Origin of the sequence: Chryseobacterium sp. JUb7 (genome assembly GCF_024806495.1) — a bacterium.
In the GTDB taxonomy this organism is placed as follows: Bacteria; Bacteroidota; Bacteroidia; order Flavobacteriales; family Weeksellaceae; genus Chryseobacterium.
Window position 1 is genome coordinate 183,855 of record NZ_JANUFF010000007.1, and the last position, 24,452, is coordinate 208,306.

Consider the following 24,452-nt stretch of genomic DNA (forward strand, 5'->3'; position numbering starts at 1 on the left):
TTATTTTTTAGGATTTATTTTTAATTTATTCATAATGATTGCCGATATGATCAGCAACGAAAGAGGAATTAATGAGAGATAAAAAGCCTGCTGCCCACTGAATTCCTGAAATACAAAACCAGTAATGATTGACCCTATTGTTCCTCCAATCGCGGAAAAAACCACTATCAAACCAGACATTGCACTGTGTAGATATTTCGGTATTGAAGCCAGAATGACAGAATTGATACTTGGATAAATCGGAGCCAGTAAACCTCCCATTAATGGAAATAAATACACAACAAGAGGAGCATTCAGCCAGGTTGTTCCTGTATCAATATGAATGTTATGTGTTAAAGGAAGCACTAACAGAATGCTTACAGCAAAGCCTATCACGCAAAAGGAAACAACATAAATCCAGCTGAATTTTTTCGAGAAAAACCCCGATAAAAATCTTCCTAATGCAAAAGCTCCCGCCAAAACAGCTCCCGCCTGAATGCTCATTGAAGTCGGTACTTTTAAAATTTCTTTGTAGAAAGTCGGGGTCCAGGTCTGAAAGCTCTGTTCTACCAAAACAAACAGGAAAGTACACAGTAAAAAGAACAGTACTTTTTTGTAACTGAAAAGGCTTACACTGTTTTTCAAATCTCCAAGGAGATCTGTTTTTTCATTTTTCGCTTCATGTTCATCCAGTTTAGAAAAAAACAAAAACAAAAATGACAGTGTTGATAATGCTCCCAACACCCAGTATACATTCAGCCAATGGGTAGATCGTGGATTATGGTCATCAATAAATAAGCTGAATAAAACATTTCCCATTAATACGCCGATCATGAAAAACCCTTCCAGATAACCCATAAAACTTGAATGTTCTTTATCTGTATTCGTCACCAATCCGATGGATGTAAAGACTGAAATTTTAATTAAGGCAAAAGAAACTCCTACTATGGTAAAAAGTAATTTGAAAAACCAGAAATCATTCGAAAAAGGCATTACAAAACACATACAGCTTACCAAAAACAAAGCGATGAGCATTGATTTTTTGATTCCTATTTTAGGTAAAAATGAGGCTAAAATGAATGAACAGATGGCAATCGGAAGATCTTTAAAACCTTCCAAAACACTTGCAGAAGATTTTGAAATTCCAAAATTCTGCTGCATTTGCAAAATCACCGTTCCTACAGAATTCAGGAGGATGGCAAATACAAAATAATTTAAAAATAGAACTGCCTTAATGTTAAGATTTTTCATTCATTAATTTCTTGTCGACTAAGATAGAAGCATTTGACTTAACGTTAATTTAACACAGTAAATGAATATTTGAACTATATTAATATAATTATTATTTTAGTCAATAAAATACGATTAACTGAATGAAAGTTACCTTTGAACGAGTAATCCCTGATGACAAGAGCTCTTTCCGTACGATTCACAACAATTCTCCCATTTCAGAATTCAAATGGGAATACCATTACCATCCCGAAATTGAGCTGGTGTGTGTTATTTCCGGAAGCGGAACAAGACATGTGGGCTATCATAAGAGTAATTACACCAATGGTGATTTGGTTTTAATCGGTTCCAATATTCCCCACTCCGGATTTGGATTGAACTCTATAGATCCGCACGAAGAAATTGTTCTTCAGTTCAAAGAAGAAATTCTTCAGTTTCCTCAACAGGAAGTTGAAGCAAGATCTATTAAAAACTTATTGGAACTTTCAAAATACGGCATTCATTTTCACCCTAAAATTAAAAAAGCTTTGCTTCCAAAACTGAAATTAATGTTGGAGTCGGAAGGTTATAAAAGGTATTTGCTGTTGCTGGAAATTTTGTTTGACCTTTCGAAATGTACGGATTATGAAATTTTAAACAAGGAAATCATGCCCTATACTATTATTTCTAAAAATAAAACACGTCTGGAAAATATCTTCACTTATGTTGAGCATCATTATGATAAAGAAATTAATATTGAAGATGTTGCTAAACTGGCGAATCTCACATTGCCGGCTTTTTGTAATTTTTTTAAAAAAGCCACACAGATTACGTTTACAGAATTTGTGAATCGATACCGCATTAATAAAGCATGTCTTCTGATGGCGCAGGATAAAAGCATTTCAGAATGCAGCTACAGCTGTGGTTTTAATAATGTGACTTATTTTAACAGAATGTTTAAAAAATATACGGAGAAGACGCCTTCAGAATTTATAAAAAATTTCTCGCATAATAAGGTGAATGTGGATTTAAAGGTTGAGAATGAAGTGAAGATTAAGGCGAGTTTTTAAAAATTATTTCAGTTGTGGAAAACCGTAAGGATAAAGATTGTTAATAAATTATTTTCGTAATGAAATAATTTATTAACAATCTTAAATTACAAAAATTATGTCAATTAGAATTACATGTATCAACAAAGACAATGGATATCACGAAAATCCAAATTTAGCAATTACCCACTTAGGCTGGATCAATGAACAAACTAAAAATACGGGAAAAAGTACTCGGTTAGAATTGTATAATTGGATAAAGAATGAAAATGGATATGCCTATGTTACAGATGCTAATGGAAACAAAGCAAAAGTCATCACCGCAGAAACTTACAATGGAACTAAATATTTAAAAACAGAGGCAGATAACTCTACAAAAAATAATTTATTATCGCTTCCTGAATGCTAAAAAACCCTAGTTTAAAATTTAAAAAAGCTGTTCAAAAAGAACAGCTTTATATATTATATAGTGAAGTTACAAAAAGTCATCAAACGACAACCTGCAACAATCAACCAAAAATTATTTCCATTTAATATTACAACCCATGCTCGGTCTTTGAATATCTTCCTGAGGTTCTCCCAACAGTAAATTTTCAAAAGCGATAATTAAATCTTCACCTGTTACATCCTTATGGTTTCCTGGTCTTGAATCATCCATCTGTCCTCTGTAGATAAGATCCAGTTTCTCATCAAAGAAATAAAAATCAGGAGTACAAGCTGCATCATATGCTTTAGCGATTGCCTGGCTCTCATCATATAAATAAGGAAAGTCAAATTTTCTTTCAATTTGAAATTCGATCATTTTTTCAGGAGAATCTGCCGGATATTTTTCTACGTTATTGGCGTTGATTGCTATAAATTCAATCCCTCTTTCATTATAGTCTTCATATAGTTCGTTTAGCTTATCAATTACATGAAGAACAAACGGGCAATGGTTGCACATGAAGATTACTAAAGTTCCTTTTTCTCCTTTCAGATCATCCAATGACTGAATTTCGTTACTTTTTGATGGGTTGGGAAGCTCAAAAAACGGTGCTTTTGTACCCAATGCTAACATATTTGAGGGAGTATCCATATCTTTTTAAATTTGTGGACAAAGATAAAGATTTTCTTTCATTATATAAGTAAGGACGCGAGAAGCAGGAAGATGGAAGTTATGCAGCTATTATTTAATTGAGCTTGGCTATGTACTTCATTAATTTTTACAATAATTCCAAAATAATCAGTCCAAAATAACCTCCAGCTCCCATTATTCCAGCATTCATCCCTCCAGAATACTACTATGAAATCTTTCGTCAAAAGTTAAATCCTAAAATTTGTTTGGAAGATATGTTGAAAAGTTTGTAGTTTTGCTAACACTGTTAGTAAATAAAAATCATGGGTCTACATGAACGTCGACAAAGAGAAAAAGAATCAATACGTGCCAATATTTTGGACGCGGCATTCTCTTTGGCTAAAACCGAAGGGTGGGCTTCACTTTCCATGAGAAAAATTGCCGATGCCATTGAGTACAGTGCACCGGTGGTTTACGATCATTTTGAAAACAAAGAAGCTATTTTATACGAAATTTCGTTGAATGGTTTCCACTGTTTACACATCGAATTGTTGAAAGCTCAGAGAGAACACGACAATCCGGAAGATCAGCTGAAAGCTATTGTGGATGCATACTGGAAGTTTGCATTTAAAAACAAAGAGTATTATCAATTGATGTTCGGATTGGGGATGCAGTGTAGCGGAAAAGGAATGATGAAAGAAGAATTTTCATCGTTTCAGGATATGCTTTATGACTGCACGTATGAAATTATTAAGAAAAAAGGATCAAATCCTGATAATGCCTGTCACTCATCTCACGCTTTATTTTCTGCGGTACATGGGTTGATTTCCATTATGATGATGCGTAATGACGACATTCCTTCTACGATGAACAAGACTACTTTAGACGAAACTGTTTCGGCTTTTATTAAGTCTTTGTAAATTTTTTTTGAATCAAAAATTAACACCGTTAGGAAAAATAACACGGAATAATTAACATTATTCAATTTTATAATCTTAAAAAACAATTTTACAATGAGAACTGATTTTATGACAATAATTCTTGCTATTTTTTTCCCATATCATTAACACTGTTAGGAAAAATAACGCATGACACCTCATCTTAATTATACTTAAACCACATTAAAAACAATTTTCAATTATGGAAACACCGATTTAACATCGAGTATTACAATCCTGTCAATTTTTTTTAAACTAATTATTAACACTGTTAGGAAAAATAACAGGAATTTTATTAAAAACAATATTATTAAATCTAACACTTCATTAAAAATTTAAACTCAAAATGAAAATATTTGGAAAAACGAGGATCATCGTGCTTATCGCAAGTATTATCCTTTTACAAAATTGCACCAAAGCAGCAGAAGGATCAAATGCTGCTCCACCTGCTCCAGAGTTACCAGTTTATACCGTAATCACCTCTCCAGCTACTGTTTATCAAGAATTCCCGACTGCTCTTGAAGGGAAAAACAATGTAGAAATCAGATCTCAGGTTGACGGATATTTAGATAAAATTTATGTGGAAGAAGGCGCGTACGTAAGAGCCGGACAACCTCTATTTAAAATAGACTCAAGAAGCTACGGCGAACAAATGAATATGGCTACAGCCAATCTACAGGCTGCGAATGCTAATATTCAAAAAGCAAAAGTAGAAGTTGACAGATTAGAGCCACTTGTTGCTGCAAAAGTAGTTTCAGATGTACAGCTGAGAACTGCAAAAGCCAATTATGCAGCCGCTGTTGCAGCCGCTTCACAGGCAAGAGCATCAGTCGGAAGTGCTAAAATCAATGTAGGATTTACAACAATTACAGCTCCTGTAAGCGGATATGTAGGAAGAATTCCTTATAAAAAAGGAAGTCTAATCTCAAGAACAGATCCTAGCCCATTGACTCTATTATCTGATATCAGTGAAATTTACGCTTACTTTTCTTTAAGTGAACTTGATTTTATTGCCTTTCAGAATAAATACCCCGGAGCAACTTTAAATGAGAAACTTAAAAATATGCCAATGGTAGATTTAGTCATTGCTGACAATAGTACCTATCCAGAAAAAGGAAAAATGAGTATTGTTGACGGACAGTTTGACAAAACAACAGGTGCCATCAGTGTTCGTGCTGTATTCCCAAATACAAACGGAGTTTTAAGAACAGGAAATACGGGTAGAGTTCGCATGCCGCAATTATTTACCAATACGCTTGTTATTCCACAAGAATCAACTTTTGAAATTCAGGATAAAACTTATGTTTACGTAGTCGGAAAAGATCAGAAAGTAACCAGCAAGCCAATCAAAATTTCAGGTAAAACTGAAAACTATTACTTTATTTCTGAAGGGGTGCAACCGGGAGAAAAAATCGTTTACGTAGGGTTGGGCAGTTTAAAAGATGGAGCTTCCATCAAGGCTAAACCTATTTCTTCTGACAGCTTACTAAAAGCTAAACCATTATAAATTTCTTTTCAGGAAACAGAAGACTTAAAAAAATAAACTTCTTATGTTAAAACAATTTATAGAAAGACCGGTACTTTCAACGGTCATCTCCATAATACTTTTATTATTGGGGGCATTGTCCCTCTTTAATTTACCCATTGCCCTCTTTCCGGATATTGCGCCTCCAAGTGTTCAGGTGACAGCATTCTATCCTGGAGCGAATGCGGAAGTAGTAGCCCGTTCGGTTGCAACACCCATCGAGGAAGCGGTGAACGGAGTTGAGAACATGACCTACATGACTTCCAACTCAAGTAACGACGGCACCATGACTTTAAGTGTATTCTTTAAGCAGGGTTCAGATGCAGATAATGCAGCCGTAAACGTTCAGAACCGTGTATCCAAAGCGATGAGCCAGCTTCCACAGGAGGTTGTTCAGGCCGGAATTTCCACGCAGAAAGTTCAGAACAGTATGATTATGTTTATGGGATTGTCAAGTGATGATCCAAAGCAATACGACGAGCTTTTCCTTCAGAATTACCTGAAGATCAATGTAATTCCACAAATCCAACGTATTCCGGGTGTTGCCCAGGCGCAGGTTTTCGGAACCAGAGATTACTCCATGAGACTTTGGCTGAAACCGGACAGACTAGCAGCCAACGGGCTTTCTCCACAGGAAGTTTTGAATGCCGTGAAAGATCACAACTTAGAAGCTGCGCCGGGACGTCTTGGACAAGGAAGTAAAGAAACTTACGAATATATTTTAAAGTATAAAGGTAAATTAAACAAAAATGAAGACTACGAAAACATCGCCATCAAAGCCAACAGCGACGGTTCTTTCTTAAGACTGAAAGATGTAGCGAGAGTAGAATTCGGATCTTACACCTATACTGCAGCCAACAGAGTGGATGGAAAGCCGGTTGCCGGATTTGCGATCCTTCAGACTGCAGGTTCCAATGCGAATGAAATCTTAACAGAAATCGAAAAACAGGTTGATCAGATGAAAACTACCCTTCCAAAAGGAGTTGAACCGATCATCATGTACAATTCCAAGGATTTCCTGGATGCATCAATTCATCAGGTAGTTGAAACATTGGTTATTGCATTTATTTTGGTATTTATTGTAGTGTATATTTTCCTTCAGGATTTCAGATCTACTTTAATTCCTGCGATTGCAGTTCCGGTAGCAATTATCGGTACATTCTTCTTCCTTCAGCTGTTTGGATTCAGTATTAATATGTTAACATTATTTGCATTAGTCCTCGCCATTGGTATTGTAGTGGATGATGCCATTGTGGTTGTGGAAGCGGTCCATTCCAAAATGGAACATACAGGAATGCCAGTAGAACAAGCAACGATGAGCTCAATGAGCGAAATTTCCGGTGCGATTATTTCCATTACTTTGGTGATGTGTGCCGTATTTATTCCGGTTGGTTTCATGCAGGGTCCTGCGGGGGTTTTCTACAGACAGTTTGCCTTTACACTGGCGATTGCAATTATGATTTCTGCTGTTAATGCTTTAACATTAAGCCCTGCTTTATGTGCAATGTTCTTAAATGATCCTCAGGGAGAACACGGTGAACATGGTAAAAAAACAGGTTTTGGAGCACGATTTTTCAACGCATTCAATGCGAGCTTCAATAATATGACCAGAAAGTACATCTACAGTCTTAAATTTTTAATTAAAAACAAATGGGTTGCAGTGGGCGGACTGGTGCTTCTTATTGCTTCGAGTGTTTTCTTAATCAAAAAAGCACCGTCAGGATTTATTCCTACTGAAGATCAGGGATTCGTATTGTATGCGGTGAACACCCCTCCGGGAAGTTCATTGGAAAGAACGCACAGAGCAACAGAACAGATTGATAAAATCATCGATGGCGAAAAAGCTAAAAACCACCTTTGGGTAGCCGATGGAATGAACTTCATCAGTAACGCCAATGCCTCTCCATATTCTGCCGGTTTTATAAAACTTAAAGATTATGACAAACGTGGTGAAATGAAAGATCCGGATCAGATTGCCGCCGCCTTAACAGGGAAAGTAGCTCAGGTGAAAGATGCCAATGCATTCTTCTTCAACTTCCCTACCGTTCAGGGATTCGGTAACGTTTCCGGTTTTGAATTTATGCTTCAGGATAAAACCAACGGTTCTTTCGAGCAGTTGGGAACAACCACTCAGGCATTTATCGGAGAATTGATGAAGCGTCCGGAAATCGCATTTGCCTTTACAACATATGCAGCAGGAAATCCTCAGTATACGATTGATGTAGATTCAGATAAAGCCAATCAGCTGGGAGTTTCAATTACAGAATTAATGCAGACCATGCAAATTTATTACGGAAGTAGCTTTGTCTCTGATTTTAACAGATTCGGTAAATACTACAGAGTAATGGCTCAGGCAGATATTCCTTATCGTACAGATGCCAATTCTTTGGAAGGAATTTATGTTAAAAATAAAACAGGCGAAATGGTACCTGTAAAAACATTGGTAACTTTAAAAAGAACTTTCGGACCTGAAACCGTAACAAGAAACAACCTGTTCAACGCCGTGACAATCAACGGAACTCCAAAGCCGGGCTACAGTACAGGTGATGCTATTAAAGCGGTAGAAGAAACTGCACAGAAATCACTTCCAAGAGGTTTCGGATATGAATGGACAGGAATTACCCGTGAAGAAATCAAAACAAGTGGCCAGACCACGTTTATCTTCGCATTGAGTATTTTATTTGTATACTTCTTATTAGCAGCTCAATATGAAAGTTATATCCTTCCGTTTGCCGTTATTTTAACAATTCCAACGGGTATTTTCGGGGTATTTGCTTTCACAGGATTGGCGGGAATTGATAATAATATTTACGTTCAGGTCGGGCTTATCATGCTCGTCGGGCTGTTAGCCAAGAATGCGATTCTGATTGTAGAATTCGCAGTGCAAAGAAGAAACGCAGGCAGAACATTGCTTGAATCTGCGCTTCAGGCTTCAAGATTACGTTTAAGACCGATTTTGATGACCTCATTTGCTTTCATTGTAGGGATGTTACCACTGGTTTGGACACAAGGTGCCGCAGCAAAAGGAAACCACTCTATCGGTATCAGTACTGTTGGAGGAATGTTTACAGGAGTTGTATTCGGGATTTTCATTATCCCTGTAATGTTTGTGATTTTCCAGTATTTACATGAAAAAATGCCGAGCAGAAAAAAGAAAAGACTTCAAAGACAAAAATTGGAGGAAGAACTTTTAACACCTGCTCATTAATAAAAATGAATGACAAACTTTGAGAGTATTTTAAACCACAAAAGTTACAAAAGATTTATACAGCGTTTATTTAAGTTAAATGTTTGAAAATAAAAAGAACACATAAATTTTTATAACGCAAAAATCTGTGTAATCAGTGGGAAAATAAAATAGAGAAGCAAACTATTCAAACTAATATCATAAAAGCAAAGCATTCTCCTACTAAAGACAGCTTTGCATAAATAAAAAACCCTCAAAGTTTTGTATTCAATTAAAAGTTTAAAAACTATGAAAAGAATAAAAAATATTTTTCTCACCTTTATATTGGCTCTAGGCTCAGTTTCGTGTGTGTCTAAATTAGCATTCACGGAGCCGGCGCTTGAGCTTCCTGAAAAATTCCAGTACACAGCTACTGCAGATACAGCAAGTGTAGCGAATCTGGAGTGGAAACAATTTTTCAACGATCCTATTTTACAGGGATTAATTGAAAAAGGCATTAAAAACAACTACGATTTACAGATTGCTTTAAAACAGGTGGCTTCTTCACAGGAGAAACTGAAACAGGCGAAATTTCTTCAATATCCTGATGTAGGTTTCGGAGTGTCTGCACAAATTTCAAAACCTTCAAAAAACAGCATGAACGGACAAAGCTTAAATTTATTTTTAGGTCAAAGTCATGTTGAAGATTATAATGCAGCATTTAATCTTTCTTGGGAAGCTGATATTTGGGGTAAAATAAAAAACCAGCAGGAGGTTTCAAAAATGCAGTATCTGCAGACTTATGAAGCAACCAAAGCCATTCAGACACAAGTTGTAGCAGCGATTGCTCAAGGATATTATAATTTATTGATGCTTGACAAACAATTACAAATTGCCACCTCAAACTTGGAATTAAGCACCAATACTTTATCCATCACAGAAAAAATGTGGCAAAGTGGAGATACAACTTCTCTGGGAGTGCAGCAGGCTACTGCTCAGAAACAGTCGACAGAACTTTTGATCACCCAGTTGGAACAGAATATTGCGATTCAGGAAAATGCATTAAGTATTTTGGTGGGTGAAAATCCAAATAAGATCAACAGAACCATTGAAATGTCTGATACTTCTTTACCACAGAATATTTCTACAGGACTTCCTGCGGCAATGGTGAGCCGTCGTCCGGATGTTCGTCAGCAGGAATTGGTATTGTTGGAATCTAATTCAATCGTAGGAATTGCTCAGGCAAATATGTATCCTGCATTGAAAATTACAGCAAACGGAGGGGTAAATTCATTCAAAATTGACAACTGGTTTCAGATTCCAGCCTCTCTGTTCGGATCTGTTTTAGGAGGATTGACTCAGCCTATTTTCCAGAAAAGACAATTGAAAACGGACCTTAATGTTGCTAAAATCCAGAGGGATAAAAACGTTCTGGCGTTCCGTCAGTCTGTTTTAAATGCAGTGGGTGAAGTTTCTGATGCTCTGGTTTCGAACGAGAGTTTAAAAGTTCAGGAACAAAAAGCAACCGAACAGGTAGCAACCTTAAAAAATGGAATTAAAAGTGCCGAAATGCTTTATAAAGGCGGAATGGCAAATTATTTAGAAGTAATAACAGCTCAAGGAAATTCTCTACAGGCAGAACTGAATCTTGCCTCTGTAAAAAGACAGAGATTAAGCAGTATTGTAGATTTATACCGAGCGTTAGGTGGCGGTTGGAAGTAGTAAATTAAAATTATATTGTTAATGGAATGCGGTCTTTCGGGATCGCATTTTTTTATCCAACTACCTGTTCAATTAATTCTAATCTTTTAACAATTGTTTTTTTATCCAAAATAGTTCCCGGAGACAAGACTGCATTAGCTCCGATTTTAGAGTTATCGCCCACCAACGATCCAAATTTATTGGTATCTGTAGAAATTATGTGATCGTTATATTTAACAAAAATATTCTTTTCTTCCCTTTCATTGAAATGGTTGGCACAAATAGAGCCCGCTTCAAAATTCACATTTTTTCCAATGATACTATTACCAATATAATTGAAGTGTGCAATGGCAGAATTATCCAGGATTACAGATTGCTTAATCTCCGAACCTGGGCCAATATTAACAGTTTTTCCAAGAAATATCGGACCTCTTAAATAAGCATAGGAGCCAACACGACAATTATCACCGATTATTAGAGAACCTTTTAAAATGGCTCCCTGCTCAACTTCTGCAGATTTATGAATCGCTACATTTCCATTTATAATATAATCTTCTGAAGATAAAGTCTTAATCTTTTCAATTATTAAACCTTCTAACTAATTGATTATTTCCCATGGAAATTTGTTTTCACTAATAAAAACTTCTGAATCGAAATCACTGATAAAGTTTTTTATTTGAATCATCATATTATTGTTTTGCTATGTATTCTGGTTAATATATTCAATCAAATTATTAAAATCATAGTCAGAATATCCCAACTGCAAATAGTGAATATCATCCGCTTTGCGATACCAGGTCAATTGACGTTTTGCATATCTCCTGCTGTTTTTCTTAATTTCAGAAATCGCAAAATCCAATTCCCATTCCCCGTTAAAATATTTGAAAAGTTCGGCATAACCAACCGTGTTCAAAGCCGTAAGATGTTTAAACTTATCTAAACTTTTCACTTCTTCCAGCAGACCTTTCTCCATCATAATATCCACTCTCCTGTTGATTCTGTCGTACAATTCTTCTCTCGGAGCTTCAATTCCGATTCTGATCGTTTTAAAATCTCTGGAATCCTGTGAAACGGCAATTAATTCAGAATATTTTTTATCCGTCTGCCAGATGACATCAATAGCTCTCAAAAGCCTTCTGTGATTATGAAAATCTACAACCTCAAAATACTCTGGATCCAGCTCTTTCAATAGCTGTTGCAGTTTTTCAATACCTTCGTTTTCAAAAATATCCTGTAATTTTTTCTGATTGTTTTCGTCAGCTTCCGGCAAATCGTTCAGACCTTCAATCACCGCTTTTTCATACATCATACTTCCGCCAACCAAAATAACAGTATCGTAGTTTTCAAAAAGTTCGCTGAGCTTTTTTAAAGCATCCTCCTCATACTGGCCGATAGAATAATATTCTTCAACCGAAAGATTTCCAATAAAATGATGAGGTGCTTCCGCCAATTCTTCCGGGGATGGAGAGGCGGTTCCGATTTTCATTTCCTTAAAAAACTGGCGCGAATCACAGGAAACAATTTCTGTATTGAAATGTTTAGCCAAATCAATCGCCAATCTCGTTTTTCCAATTCCGGTAGGCCCTACAACAGAAATTAAATTTTTCTTTTTCACAGCGCTAATTTACGAAAATGAGTTTATTTAATTGGCTGGAAGATGGAAGCCTGAGGCTGGAAGTTAAAATTGGATATAATTTATATATTAAGACAACCTTCCCGCTTCCTACATCCAACTTGCAGCCCATGCGACATTAGTTAAACTATAGACTTAAATGTTTATCTTTGTACGACAATAAAAAACTATGATTTTATCAATGACCGGATTCGGCAGAGCCGAAGATGTTTTTGAAGGAAAAAAGATTACAATAGATATTAAATCACTGAATAGCAAAAGCTTTGATTTGAATATTAAAATTCCTTTGAGATATAAAGAAAAAGAATTTGAGGTAAGAAAAATTCTTAACGATAGAATAATCCGTGGAAAAGTAGACTGCTACATCAATATAGAGAATCTTGAAGAGACCAATGATGTGAAAATCAATAAAAGTTTGATTGATTCTTACATGAATGAGCTTCGTAATATTGCTTCTGACGGACCTGATTTTGAATATCTTAAAATGGCAGTAAGACTTCCAGACGCCATCACATCCAGACCGGACGAATTGTCGGAAGGTGAATGGGAAGCACTGGCAAAGATTGTAAATGCTGCTGTAGACCGTTTTGAAGAGTTCAGAAGAACAGAAGGCAAAATTTTGCACGAGGAATTAGAAAGAAATATTCAGAATATCGATAAAAACCTCTCTGAAGTCATTCCTTATGAAGAGGAAAGAATTGTCGCTGTAAAAGAGCGTTATCAAAAATCTTTAAAAGAATTTGAAAATGTTGATGAAACGCGTTTCTATCAGGAAATGGCTTATTTCACAGAGAAACTTGATATTTCAGAAGAAAAAGTAAGACTTGCCCAGCATTTGAAATATTACAAGGAAGTAATGGATAATGAAGATTTCAATGGAAAAAAACTTGGATTCATTTCTCAGGAAATTGGTCGTGAGATTAATACATTAGGTTCCAAAGCCAATCATGCAGCCATTCAGAAACTGGTGGTGATGATGAAGGATGATTTAGAAAAAATTAAAGAACAGACGTTAAACGTTTTGTAAAAGTTATAAGTTATTAATGATGAGTTATGAGTTCCTTTTTTAACATGATTTCAATAGCTCATAACTTGTAATTCATAATTAAAAAAATGGATAAAGTTATTATATTTTCAGCACCGTCGGGAAGCGGAAAAACTACATTAGTAAAACATTCTTTGGAAATATTTGATGAACTTCAGTTCTCTATTTCATGTACCACAAGACAGCCCAGAGGAACCGAAGTTCATTCAGTAGATTATCATTTTTTGAGTCCTGATGAGTTCAGACAGAAAATTTCGGAAGATGCTTTTGTAGAATTTGAAGAAGTATATACTGATAAATATTACGGTACTTTAAAATCTGAAGTCGAAAAAATCTGGAATCAGGGGAAAGTGGTTATTTTCGATGTTGATGTAAAAGGTGGTATTTCTTTAAAAAAATATTTTGGAGAAAAAGCGTTATCCATTTTCATTGAACCGCCTTCCATTGAAGAATTGGAACGAAGATTGATTTCAAGAAACACAGATGATGCAGAAACCATCAAAACCCGTGTAGCAAAGGCAGAAGAAGAAATGTCCTATGCTAAAGAATTTGATAAAATCGTGATTAATTCCGATTTGAATATTGCAAAAGAAGAAATAGAAAGTTTAATAAAAAATTTTATTGGGGGTTAAAGGCTGGAAGATGGATGATGGAAGTTTGAGGTTTAATAAAAAACGTCAAAATTCTAATTTCTAATTTCTAACTTCTAATTTCTGATTCTAAAACATTGAGGTTGATATGAGTACCGAAACATTAGAAAAAGCTAAATCTGCGATTCCGGTAAGGGGATTTTTGGATATCAAAAACCTTATCATTCCTGAAGGTGAGGAATTGGTAAAAGCTATTCTTCAACTCAAGGAAGAAAAGAATGCGGTGATTTTGGCGCATTATTACCAGCCCGGAGAAATTCAGGATATTGCTGATTTCTTAGGGGATTCTCTACAGTTGGCAAGGCAGGCAAAAGATACTGATGCTGACATGATCGTATTCTGCGGAGTTCATTTTATGGCTGAAGCAGCCAAAATCTTAAATCCTACAAAAAAAGTTGTTCTTCCTGATACTATGGCGGGATGCTCTTTAGCAGACGGCTGCTCAGGGGAAGGATTAAGAAAAATGCGTGAGCAGCACCCGAATGCTTTAATTGCAACCTATATCAACTGTAACGCAGAAACTAAAGCTGAAAGTGATATCATTGTAACAAGCTCAAACGCAGAAACAGTAATTGAAGCTCTTCCGAAAGACAGACCGATTATTTTCGCTCCGGATAAAAATTTGGGACGATATTTATCTCAAAAAACAGGTCGTGATATGATCCTTTGGGACGGAAGCTGTGTAGTTCATGAAGCTTTTTCAATGGAGAGAATTGCGAAACAGCTGGCAGACAATCCGGATGCAAAATTAATTGCACACCCTGAAAGTGAAGAATCAGTTTTAAAACTGGCTCATTACATCGGTTCAACTTCAGCTCTTCTGAATTTCGTAGAACAGGATGACTGCCAAAGATTTATCATCGCTACAGAAGAAGGAATTCTTCACGAAATGAAAAAACGAGCGCCGCATAAAGAACTGATCCCTGCTCTGGTTTTTGATGAAAGCTGTAACTGCTCAGAATGTTTCTACATGAAGCGTAATACCATGCAAAAATTATATTTATGCATGAAATATGAGCTTCCGGAAATTCTAATCGACGAAGAACTTCGTTTAAGAGCACTTAAGCCTATTGAAGCAATGCTCGATCTTTCGAAAAGTATAAAATAAATGAAAAGCACTGTAAAAACAGTGCTTTTTTATTGTTAGATCGGATCAATAATAGGACATCCTCTTGGGTCTGAAGGATCATAAAAATAAAGGCAAACCCTGCGGCCTCCTTTAAAATCCGTACAAATAGCACAACCGGTTGGTCCGCAATCTGAATCTACATTACAATCTGTTAAACCGCCTGTTATAGTTCTGAGATTTTTTCTGTCTAATTTTCTTAAATTTTTCATAGTAATTTTATTTTGATTATTATTGGTAAAATTTAGTCAGGAGCACATTCAAAACTAAGCAATACCTTAGGTTTACAACATGCCGGCAAGGCATCATAATCAGCACATGATTTTGGAAATCCCGGACCATACGGTCCCGGTGGGCACACATAATTACAGATCGCCCCTCCGTTAATTGATTTCAAATTTTCTCTTTTTATTTTTATCAGATTTCTCATGGTAATTTATTTTAGAAGATCAATCGCTCCGATAGGCTGAAAACAATCCATACTGACCAATACACACTTTCTGCAAGTTTCCGGAAGATTCCAGTAGGCTTCACAAGAATGTGTATCATTAGGTCCAAAAGCACCTGTGGGACATCCGTTACAATGTGAAATCGGCGGTATTCCGGCACCGTTAATCTGTTCTAGACTTTTTCTGTTTAGTTTCTGTAAGTTTTTTTTCATAGTATAATTTTAATAGTCATGGTTAATTTGCTCTTTTAAAATGGGCATAATGATGGTTCAAAAAGAAACATGCAGGTTTTATTACCCGGTCTTAGCGTTACACACACTGCACAACCGGCAGGTCCGCAATCCAAATCAACCTGACAGTCATCCCCCTTACTACCAACGATAGATTTTAAATCGGGGCGTTCTAATTTTTTTAGTTTTTTCATAGAATTTTAGTTTTATTTTGTTAACTTCTTTAAAAATAGAGAATTAAATCAATTAAATCACTAAATATTGATAAATATTATTTTATGTTAAATCATATTCAATAAATAATAATTAGTACAAAGCTTAATTTGTGTTTCAAAATAATTTGTACATTTGTTCAGGTAACAATGAATTTTTTAAGAAACATATCTGATATTTCTATTCCGAATATTTCTATTTCGGAAGTATCTTTTGTTTCCATTATTGCTACAACAACTACAACTACCCCATAACGGGGTACATTTTCACATATCATTTCCGGCACCTGTGCTCTTTTTTTTAAGAGTAAACATTCCATTATCTTTTAACTTCAAAAATCTTAAATGATGAAAGTCCTGAAATTCGGCGGCACTTCTGTCGCCAACTCAGAAAATATTCTGAAAGTAGAAAATATTATAAAAAAAGAATCTTCAACTCATCAGCTTGTTGTTGTAGTATCTGCATTACACGGCGTCACAGATACGTTAATAAAAGCGGCCGAAAATGCTTCTAAAAGCGATGAAGGCTATATTGAACTTATTAAAAAATTAGAAGAAAAACATTTAAACTTAGTTAAAGAAATCATTCCCATTATGGAACAGAGTTCATGGCTGAGTTTTGTCAAAAAACACTTTAACGACATTGAGGATATTTGCAATGGAATATTCGTTTTAGGTGAATTCACTGGAAAAATAAAAGACAGACTGACTTCTTATGGAGAATTTCTCTCCTCCAATATTATAGCTGCCCGATTGAATTTTGAAAGATTGGACTGTATCTGGATGAACTCTGCAGATTACATTAAAACCAATGATAACTTTACAAATGCTAAAGTAAATTTTAAAATTACAGAACACAGCCTCAACCAGTTTTTTAAAGAAAACCACCATCAGATTATCGTTGCGCCAGGGTTTATTGCTAAAGATGAAAAAGGAAACGCAACCACTCTAGGAAGAGGCGGTTCAGATTATACCGCTTCCATTATTGCAGCATCACTACAAGCTGAAGAACTCCAGATCTGGACAGATGTAAGCGGAATGATGACCGCTGATCCAAGGCTGGTTTCTGATGCAAAACCAATTTCCGAAATCTCTTATCAGGAAGCAATGGAGCTTTCTCATTTTGGGGCGAAAGTTCTGTATCCACCAACAATACAGCCGGTAATGATCAAAAATATTGATCTTCATATTAAAAACACTTTTGATCCGGAAGCTCGCGGAACTCTTATTTCTTATAATTTAGAGAAATCAGATATTGAAAAACAGCAAATCGCGGTTGGAATTTCAAATATGTCAAAAATTGCTCTTCTTACTCTTGAAGGAAGTGGAATGGTGGGCATTCCAGGGATCTCGGCAAAATTATTCCAGTGTCTGAGTCAGGAAAAAATTAATGTTATTCTTATCACTCAAAGTTCATCGGAGCATTCTATTACCATTGCTATTAATGAAAAAGATATTTTAAATGCTGAAAATGCAATTAACCTTTCATTTGAAGACGATTTACAGTTAAAAAGAATCTCACCTGTTAAAATAGAATCAGGGCTTTCTATTGTCGCTTTGGTAGGGGAAAACATGAAAAACAGAAGCGGTGTAAGTGCAAAGATGTTTGGATGCTTAGGAAATAACGGTATTAATATCAGGGCTATAGCTCAGGGATCTTCGGAAAGAAATATCAGTATCGTGATTTCAGATAAAGATATTAAAAAGGCCGTCAATGTCCTTCACGAAGAATTTTTTGAATCTGAGATCAAACAGGTGCATCTTTATATCTGTGGAACAGGAAATGTAGGGTCAAAACTGATCCAGCAAATTTTTGAGCAGAATAAATACCTTAGAGAAAATCTTTTAATCAATTTAAGAATTATAGGACTATCCAACAGCCGGAGAATGATTTTTTCAGACAAAGGAATTTCTGAGACGGAATATGATCATTGGATTGAAGATAGTCAGGAATCTTCTGTAGAGAAGTTTTCTCAGGAAATTATTGCCCGAAATTTGAGAAATTCTGTTTTTGTAGATATTACAGCGAGTTCAGAAGTTGTAAAAGCCTATGAAGACTTGTTAAAAAGAAGTGTAAACATCATCGCGTGCAATAAAATTGCAGCCTCTTCTGACTTTGAAAAATATAAAAATTTAAAAAATATCGCCCGCAACCACAGTTGTAAATTTTTCTTTGAAACAAATGTCGGAGCCGGGCTTCCTGTTATCGGAACCATTAATGACTTAATAAGAAGCGGCGACACCATCACTTCTATTAAAGCCGTATTAAGTGGAACATTGAATTTTGTTTTCAATAATTACAATGGAAATCAAACTTTTTCTGAAGTAGTTGCCCTTGCCCAAAAAGAAGGATTTACAGAACCGGACCCAAGATTAGACCTTGCGGGAACTGATGTTGCGAGAAAAATATTAATCTTAGCCAGGGAGTCTGGAAATGCTTTAGAATTTGATGAAATTGAAAATATAAGTTTTCTTCCCGAAGAATGTATGCAAGGTAGTGTTGATGATTTTTATAAGGCACTTACCCGATATGAAGATCATTTTAAAAGTTTATTTACTGAAGCTAAAAGTGATCATAAAATTTTAAAGTATGTTGCGGAATTTGAAAACGGCAAAGCAAAAGTCGGATTGCAGCACATAGCTCCTGAAAGTGATCTTTATCATCTATATGGAAAGGATAATATTGTCATTTTGAAAACCTCAAGATATTCTGAGCAACCGTTGGTCGTAAAAGGTGCAGGTGCAGGTGCTGAAGTGACAGCGAGTGGAGTTTTTGCAGATATTGTACGTTCAATTTAAAATAACAAAAATGAAAAATATAAAAATAAAAGTCCCAGCAACGGTTGCCAATCTGGTTTGTGGTTTTGATATTTTGGGGATGGCCATTCATCAGCCTTATGATGAAATGGAGCTAAAAATACTGGAAGAGCCTGAAGTAATAATCAGGCACACTGATGATTTTAATCTTCCTGAGGAAGCATCAAAAAATGTTGCCGGTGTTGTTTTACAGAAAATGATTGAAGAACTGAATTTAAAAAACGGTTTTGAAGTCATCATCCATAAAAATATAAAACCGGGAAGCGGGCTGGGCTCCAGTGCGGCCAGTGCCGCCGGAGCCGCCTTTGGAGCCAATCGTTTGTTAGGAAACAATCTGTCGAAAAATGAGCTCGTTCATTTTGCCATGTTTGGGGAGGAACTGGCTTCCGGAGTACGGCATGCAGACAATATTGCCCCTATTATTTATGGTGGAATTTCTTTGGTAAAATCATCTCATCCCATTGATATTATTCCTTTAAACAGTCCCGATTTATTTACGGTAGCCGTACATCCTCAGGTAGAAGTAAAAACGTCTGATGCGAGACAGATTTTAAAGAAAAATATTTTATTGAAAGATGCCGTTGAGCAATGGGGAAATATTGCGGGACTGATTGCCGGAATCGAAAAAAATGATTTCAGTCTAATCGGAAGGAGCTTAAATGATATCATTGTAGAGCCAGTCCGCAGTATTCTGATTCCGCAATTTGATACCATAAAAACAAAAAGTCTGAAATTGGGAGCTTTGGGTGGTGGAATTTCAGGTTCGGGGCCTTCAATTTTCATGCTGACTGAGAAAGAGGAGACAGCTTATAAAATTGCTCAAATGATGGAATCCGTGTATCATCAAATTGATATCGAAAGCTTTGTTTATGTATCAAAAATTAATCCTACCGGAATTGAGATCATCGAAGAAAATTAACCTTTAAAAGACAGAAATGAATTATTATAATTTAAAAAACAAAGAAGAAGTTGTTGACTTTAAAACGGCAACGATAAAAGGACAGGGAAAAGAAAAAGGATTATTTTTTCCGGAGATAGTCCCTCAGTTTAATGAAGATTTCATCAGCAATCTGCAGCATTTAACTGATGGAGAAATTGCTTTCCAATGCATGAAAGATTTTGTTGGCGATACCATTCCTGAGGAAGAACTGAAAGAAATTATCTCGGAAACCATCAGTTTTGATATTCCTTTAAAAAAAATCAATGACCAGATTTATGTATTGGAACTTTTTCATGGTCCTACCCTAGCCTTTAAAGATATTGGCGCAAAATTTATGAGCCGTTGTTTATCTTATTTTTTGAAAAACAAAAACAAAAAGGTGACTGTTTTAGTGGCTACCTCCGGCGATACGGGTGGAGCTGTTGCGAATGGTTTTTATAAGGCCCAGGGAATCGATGTCGTGATTCTTTATCCTAAAAACAGAGTCAGTTTTGTTCAGGAAAAGCAACTGACAACATTAGGCGAAAACATTTACGCTTTAGAAGTTAACGGAAGTTTTGATGACTGTCAAAATTTAGTTAAACAGGCATTTTCAGATGAAGAAATTAATACTCAGCTATTTTTAACTTCCGCCAATTCAATTAATGTAGCACGATGGCTTCCTCAACAGATTTATTACCTGCTGGCTTTAAAACAATGGCAAAAAAATGAAAATAAAAATCCCGTCATTTGTGTTCCAAGTGGGAATTTTGGAAATATCTGCGCTGGGCTTCTGGCTCATTTCCGAGGCCTTCCTGCCGAACATTTTATAGCTGCCTGCAATGAAAATGATGTATTCCCGAATTATTTAAAAACTCAAAAAATAAATACTCAAAAAACCGTGGCTACCCTTTCAAATGCTATGGATGTGGGAAATCCGAGTAATTTTGTGAGAATTTTAGAGCTTTTTGAAAATCAGTTTGATGCTGTTAAAGATAAAATTTCCGGATATTCTGTTGATGATGAAAAAACACTGGAAACGATAAAAAATGTATATTCAAAATACAATTATATATTAGACCCTCATACAGCTGTAGCCTTTGCTTCTTTAGAAAAGTATTTAACAGAATATCCTGATAAAAAAGGATTTATATTGGGAACTGCCCATCCTGTAAAATTCCCTGATCCCGTAGAAAAAGCAACACAGATTACTGTAGAAATTCCGGATTCATTACAGGATTTAATAAAAAGAGAGAAAAAAACTGTAGAAATTAATTCTGATTTTGAAGAATTAAGGCGATTTTTGCTTAATAAAAATTAAACAATGAGTAAAATCTATCTTGAAGATCTTAAAATATATGCCTATCATGGGGTTTTGCCTGAAGAAAACATTATAGGAACTTATTATCTTATTAATATTGAACTTCATACAGACCTTTGGAAAGCATCAGAATCTGATGATCTTAATGATACGATCAGCTATGCTGACATTAATGAAATCATTCATACCGAAATGAAAATCAAATCAAAACTGCTGGAGCATGTAGCCGGAAGAATCATTTCTAAAATCCATCAAAATTTTCCTCAGATTGATTATTTTAAACTTAAAATCACCAAAACAGCTCCTCCTATGAAAGGTGAAATGAAAGGAGCAAGTATTGAGTTGGAAAAAAGTTTTAAACCGGAAAATTAATTATTCTTATTTTTATAAAAACATACAAATTTGAAATTCATCACATTATTATTTCTATCACTATTTATCAACATCTTCGGGCAGAATGTTGATAACCAACTGGCAAATTACAATTTTCCAAAGGTTAAATCCAGTATTACGATGCCGGTGACTATTCCGCTTTCGGAAGTGAGTAACCTGATCAATGCTTCCGTAAAAGATCTGATCTATCAGGACGATTCGTATACAGACAACGATAATGATCAGTTTAAAGTGAAGGTCTGGAAAACCCGTCCTATCCGGCTGGTTGGAGGTACCAATCAAAATATACTGATTGAGGTTCCTTTAAAAATCTGGGCCGAAAAAGGAATCGGCACATTGGGAGTGTACACCTATCAGAATACAACTTTTGAAACAGTAATGTCTTTTAATACTACTTTAAGTTTTAAAAATAACTGGACTATCCTCACCAACACACAGCCTAACGGTTTCAGGTGGGTAACAAAGCCTGTATTGGATTATGGAAAAATAAAAATTCCTATTACCGCTCTGGTTGAAAAAAGCTTAAAGGAACAACAGGAAAAATTTTCTAAAACAATTGATCAACAGCTTTCAGCTCAGTTAAATTTTCAGCAATATGCTGTCATGGCATGGAATGTTTTTTCGCAGCCCTTTAATATTTCTGAAGAATACAATACCTGGCTTAAAATAACTCCGGTTACAATCAATTTTGCTCCATTAAAATTTTATGGAAACCAGATTGATACCAATATTGGTATTGATGTATATTCGGAAACTTTTACAGGAAGTAAGCCAGCAGCTTCTCCCCTGATTAATTCAGCAACAAATTTTAATTACAGTTCTAATCTCGGAGATACTTTTTCGCTTCAGACAACAACTAATATTCCGTTTACAGAAGCCAGTGCTATTGCACGGAATATGTTTCTGAATAAAGAATACGAAATGCAGGGCTCTAAGGTCAAAATTAAAGATATCCGGGTATATGGCGTTGATGACAGAATTATGATTGAAGCCAATACGGAAGGTTATGTAAAAGGTACCGCTTTTATTTCCGGAATTCCTGTGTATGATGATGCAAAAAAGAAAATTGTTTTGTCTAATACAAAATTCAAATTAAGAACAGCCAATATTTTACAGAAGACCGCTACTTTACTTTTCAGGGGTAAAATTGTAAAAATGATTGAGGATGAATATGGTATCCCTACTCAGGATCTGGTAGACGCCTCCAAAAAGAGTATTGAAGAAACATTTAACAAAGAATATTATAAAGGATTAAAAATGAATGGTAAGGTTTACAGCCTGAAACCGGCAAATATTCTTTTAAACAATACAGGAATAACAGCAGTCATAAGTACCAGTGCAAGTTTAAAATTATCTGTAAGCGGAATCTAAAAAAATAAAAAACTATCTACCAAACCATGAAAAAATATTTACGAATTATTGAAAGACACAAAGTTTCTTTGTGGACAAGATTTGCTCACCTGCTTATCGACAGAGTTATTATTTTTCTTCTCTTTGTATTCTACGGGGCTTTCTCAGCTTTTGTTTATCAACTTTTTAATATAACATTTTTCGTAGAAATGGGTGACAAAATTTCAAGTATGAATCGATTTGAAGATATTTTGTTGACTTCTCTTATTTATTTTCTATATACGTTTCTGATGGAATATTTCACTAACGGAAAGACAATCGGAAAATACATTACAGGCTCAAGAGTTATTTCAACTGATGGAACTCCCCCATCTTTTAATCAGTATCTAATCAGAAATATCTCAAGACTTGTTCCCTTTGAACCTTTCTCTTTTTTCACAGTAGATGGATGGCATGACAACTGGAGTGATACCAGAGTTATTAATATTAAAAATTATCTCGCTGAAAAACAGACAAAAGACGATATAAACAGCATCGGCGCTAAATAAATTACCCGAAAATTTTTGTTGAATAATATATTTTGCTATATTTGCACACCTCAAAAATGGTAAATCATGGTACTTTGGCCGAGCGGCTAGGCAGTGGTCTGCAACACCATCTACAGCGGTTCGAATCCGCTAGGTACCTCTAACCTCTTTGTATTATGCTATAAACAAGCAGATTACAAAGAGGTATTTTATTTTGTGTCCTTTTTTGTGTCTACATGTTTGAAATTATTTGTCATAATCTCTTCCAACAAAATATCCAAACCTAAAAGAAAAACCCTCAACCTAAGTTGAGGATTAAATGAAAAAATTAATATTTTGTGGTGTGGTTTCAGTTTAAAATATTACCGGATGTCGCCGGGAATATTTGGTTTCCCTTTGTGTTTATTTTTTTATGTTGAATTTCTATATCCAAGTACTATGCCATAAATAATAAAATTTTACATTTTTTATCTTATTTCAAAACAATAAAATTATTAATTAATTGAAAATTAAACAAATAATACACTTTAAGCCAGAAATAAAAATTATTACTTTCTAAATAATACATTATATCGACACAATCCCTTTTTCTAATAAATCTAACTATTACTCTTCATAATAGTTTAAACATTAATAAATTTAATTTATTATGTTAAACCAATATAACACCTATAAATATTACATTTTCACCTTTTCAAATATAATTACATCATGAAAAAATTAGAAAGAGATCCGCTGAAAAAGACATTTGGCGGAAAATTACATCCAGATACTATAGAACAAGCATGTGGAGGCTCATATTGTCTTGATGATAACCACGCTTTTACCATCCTGCCAGAAACTATTGCATTACGACAGCGTATATTTAATTAAAATTACTCTCTTTTTAGAAGGTTTTTGATCGCTTTTATTTCACTCTAAATTCTTTAATTATATTCACTACACATGTTGAATCTTGAAACGTAAATTACGGTCCTCTCTAAGCTTTATTAAATACTTTTTAAATCTTCCTATTTATTTTCAGGTTTCGGGGGGGGGGGGGGGGGGCGCCGGAAAAAAAAAAAAAAAAAAAAAAAAAAAAAAATATTTTTATTTTTTTGGGTTTTTTTTTTTTTTTTTTTTTTATTTTATTAATAATGAAAAATTTTTTTATTATTTA

The 24,452-nt window shown here is 35.1% G+C and carries 26 protein-coding genes and 1 tRNA gene; 19 read left to right on the forward strand and 8 right to left on the reverse strand.

Annotated elements, in window-relative coordinates; translation table 11 throughout:
• On the reverse strand, window positions 1-1,230 hold the full coding sequence (locus tag M2373_RS14620; RefSeq protein ID WP_259111782.1) for a sugar MFS transporter: 1,230 nt from the start codon (window positions 1,228-1,230) through the stop codon (window positions 1-3).
• Window positions 1,231-1,352: 122 nt separating this feature from the next.
• On the opposite strand from M2373_RS14620, the gene M2373_RS14625 reads away from it, so the two are divergent.
• Both M2373_RS14625 and M2373_RS14630 read left to right on the forward strand, forming a co-directional pair.
• Window positions 1,353-2,258 (forward strand): AraC family transcriptional regulator, encoded by a 906-nt coding sequence (locus tag M2373_RS14625; protein ID WP_259111783.1) that lies wholly within the window; start codon window positions 1,353-1,355, stop codon window positions 2,256-2,258.
• Window positions 2,259-2,355: 97 nt separating this feature from the next.
• Window positions 2,356-2,646, forward strand: a complete 291-nt coding sequence (locus M2373_RS14630; RefSeq protein ID WP_259111784.1) for a DUF3892 domain-containing protein — start codon at window positions 2,356-2,358, stop codon at window positions 2,644-2,646.
• Window positions 2,647-2,757: 111 nt separating this feature from the next.
• Here M2373_RS14630 and M2373_RS14635 read toward each other — a convergent pair whose 3' ends face one another.
• Window positions 2,758-3,312 carry a thioredoxin family protein gene (locus M2373_RS14635; protein ID WP_259111785.1) on the reverse strand — a complete coding sequence of 185 codons (555 nt, stop codon included), beginning with the start codon at window positions 3,310-3,312 and terminating at the stop codon, window positions 2,758-2,760.
• A 302-nt stretch (window positions 3,313-3,614) separates the two neighbouring features.
• On the opposite strand from M2373_RS14635, the gene M2373_RS14640 reads away from it, so the two are divergent.
• The 4 genes from M2373_RS14640 (at window position 3,615) to M2373_RS14655 (ending at window position 10,642) form a co-directional block, all read left to right on the forward strand.
• Window positions 3,615-4,211 carry a TetR/AcrR family transcriptional regulator gene (locus M2373_RS14640; RefSeq protein WP_259111786.1) on the forward strand — a complete coding sequence of 199 codons (597 nt, stop codon included), beginning with the start codon at window positions 3,615-3,617 and terminating at the stop codon, window positions 4,209-4,211.
• Between the two features lie 364 nt (window positions 4,212-4,575).
• Window positions 4,576-5,736, forward strand: coding sequence for an efflux RND transporter periplasmic adaptor subunit (locus M2373_RS14645; RefSeq protein WP_259111787.1), 1,161 nt, complete (start codon window positions 4,576-4,578; stop codon window positions 5,734-5,736).
• A gap of 43 nt (window positions 5,737-5,779) precedes the next feature.
• Window positions 5,780-8,962: an efflux RND transporter permease subunit gene (locus M2373_RS14650; RefSeq protein ID WP_259111788.1), complete on the forward strand. Its 3,183-nt coding sequence runs from the start codon at window positions 5,780-5,782 to the stop codon at window positions 8,960-8,962.
• Window positions 8,963-9,229: 267 nt separating this feature from the next.
• Window positions 9,230-10,642, forward strand: coding sequence for an efflux transporter outer membrane subunit (locus M2373_RS14655; RefSeq protein WP_259111789.1), 1,413 nt, complete (start codon window positions 9,230-9,232; stop codon window positions 10,640-10,642).
• Between the two features lie 52 nt (window positions 10,643-10,694).
• Here the strand turns inward: M2373_RS14655 and M2373_RS14660 are convergent, their stop codons facing one another.
• Together M2373_RS14660 and miaA are read right to left on the reverse strand one after the other, a co-directional pair.
• Window positions 10,695-10,925 carry a hypothetical protein gene (locus M2373_RS14660; protein ID WP_259111790.1) on the reverse strand — a complete coding sequence of 77 codons (231 nt, stop codon included), beginning with the start codon at window positions 10,923-10,925 and terminating at the stop codon, window positions 10,695-10,697.
• Window positions 10,926-11,321: 396 nt separating this feature from the next.
• Entirely contained in the window at window positions 11,322-12,236 is a 915-nt protein-coding gene (miaA, locus tag M2373_RS14670) for a tRNA (adenosine(37)-N6)-dimethylallyltransferase MiaA (RefSeq protein ID WP_259111791.1), read from the reverse strand.
• 17 nt (window positions 12,237-12,253) lie between these two features.
• Between miaA and M2373_RS14675 the strand changes: the two genes are divergently transcribed.
• The 4 genes from M2373_RS14675 (at window position 12,254) to nadA (ending at window position 15,057) form a co-directional block, all read left to right on the forward strand.
• The gene (locus tag M2373_RS14675) at window positions 12,254-12,376 is read left to right on the forward strand and encodes a hypothetical protein (protein WP_259111792.1); all 123 of its coding nucleotides are present in this window, start codon (window positions 12,254-12,256) and stop codon (window positions 12,374-12,376) included.
• Between the two features lie 47 nt (window positions 12,377-12,423).
• A complete protein-coding gene (locus M2373_RS14680) occupies window positions 12,424-13,281 on the forward strand; it encodes a YicC family protein (RefSeq protein WP_259111793.1) in 858 nt (285 codons plus the stop codon).
• 86 nt (window positions 13,282-13,367) lie between these two features.
• The gene (gene gmk / locus M2373_RS14685; protein WP_259111794.1) at window positions 13,368-13,931 is read left to right on the forward strand and encodes a guanylate kinase; all 564 of its coding nucleotides are present in this window, start codon (window positions 13,368-13,370) and stop codon (window positions 13,929-13,931) included.
• Between the two features lie 106 nt (window positions 13,932-14,037).
• A complete protein-coding gene (gene nadA, locus M2373_RS14690) occupies window positions 14,038-15,057 on the forward strand; it encodes a quinolinate synthase NadA (RefSeq protein WP_259111795.1) in 1,020 nt (339 codons plus the stop codon).
• A gap of 35 nt (window positions 15,058-15,092) precedes the next feature.
• Here nadA and M2373_RS14695 read toward each other — a convergent pair whose 3' ends face one another.
• From M2373_RS14695 to M2373_RS14710, 4 genes are read right to left on the reverse strand one after another with little or no spacing between them, the layout of a single operon-like run.
• Window positions 15,093-15,287: a bacteriocin-like protein gene (locus M2373_RS14695; RefSeq protein WP_259111796.1), complete on the reverse strand. Its 195-nt coding sequence runs from the start codon at window positions 15,285-15,287 to the stop codon at window positions 15,093-15,095.
• Between the two features lie 32 nt (window positions 15,288-15,319).
• Complete coding sequence (locus M2373_RS14700; protein WP_259111797.1) at window positions 15,320-15,505, reverse strand: hypothetical protein; 186 nt, start codon at window positions 15,503-15,505, stop codon at window positions 15,320-15,322.
• Between the two features lie 6 nt (window positions 15,506-15,511).
• On the reverse strand, window positions 15,512-15,736 hold the full coding sequence (locus M2373_RS14705) for a hypothetical protein (RefSeq protein WP_259111798.1): 225 nt from the start codon (window positions 15,734-15,736) through the stop codon (window positions 15,512-15,514).
• Window positions 15,737-15,771: 35 nt separating this feature from the next.
• Window positions 15,772-15,948, reverse strand: coding sequence for a bacteriocin-like protein (locus tag M2373_RS14710; RefSeq protein ID WP_259111799.1), 177 nt, complete (start codon window positions 15,946-15,948; stop codon window positions 15,772-15,774).
• Window positions 15,949-16,314: 366 nt separating this feature from the next.
• On the opposite strand from M2373_RS14710, the gene thrA reads away from it, so the two are divergent.
• The 9 genes from thrA to M2373_RS14755 form a co-directional block, all read left to right on the forward strand.
• Entirely contained in the window at window positions 16,315-18,765 is a 2,451-nt protein-coding gene (thrA, locus tag M2373_RS14715) for a bifunctional aspartate kinase/homoserine dehydrogenase I (protein WP_259111810.1), read from the forward strand.
• Window positions 18,766-18,775: 10 nt separating this feature from the next.
• A complete protein-coding gene (locus M2373_RS14720; RefSeq protein WP_259111800.1) occupies window positions 18,776-19,702 on the forward strand; it encodes a homoserine kinase in 927 nt (308 codons plus the stop codon).
• Window positions 19,703-19,718: 16 nt separating this feature from the next.
• Window positions 19,719-21,023: a threonine synthase gene (gene thrC / locus M2373_RS14725; protein ID WP_259111801.1), complete on the forward strand. Its 1,305-nt coding sequence runs from the start codon at window positions 19,719-19,721 to the stop codon at window positions 21,021-21,023.
• A 3-nt stretch (window positions 21,024-21,026) separates the two neighbouring features.
• A complete protein-coding gene (gene folB / locus M2373_RS14730; protein ID WP_259111802.1) occupies window positions 21,027-21,395 on the forward strand; it encodes a dihydroneopterin aldolase in 369 nt (122 codons plus the stop codon).
• A 30-nt stretch (window positions 21,396-21,425) separates the two neighbouring features.
• Window positions 21,426-22,787, forward strand: coding sequence for a DUF4403 family protein (locus M2373_RS14735; RefSeq protein ID WP_259111803.1), 1,362 nt, complete (start codon window positions 21,426-21,428; stop codon window positions 22,785-22,787).
• Between the two features lie 26 nt (window positions 22,788-22,813).
• A complete protein-coding gene (locus tag M2373_RS14740; RefSeq protein ID WP_259111804.1) occupies window positions 22,814-23,314 on the forward strand; it encodes an RDD family protein in 501 nt (166 codons plus the stop codon).
• Between the two features lie 68 nt (window positions 23,315-23,382).
• Window positions 23,383-23,453: transfer RNA gene (locus tag M2373_RS14745), tRNA-Cys, on the forward strand.
• Window positions 23,454-24,004: 551 nt separating this feature from the next.
• Window positions 24,005-24,166, forward strand: a complete 162-nt coding sequence (locus tag M2373_RS14750) for a hypothetical protein (RefSeq protein ID WP_259111805.1) — start codon at window positions 24,005-24,007, stop codon at window positions 24,164-24,166.
• A gap of 82 nt (window positions 24,167-24,248) precedes the next feature.
• On the forward strand, window positions 24,249-24,452 hold a 204-nt coding region (locus M2373_RS14755), incomplete at its 3' end, for a hypothetical protein (protein WP_259111806.1).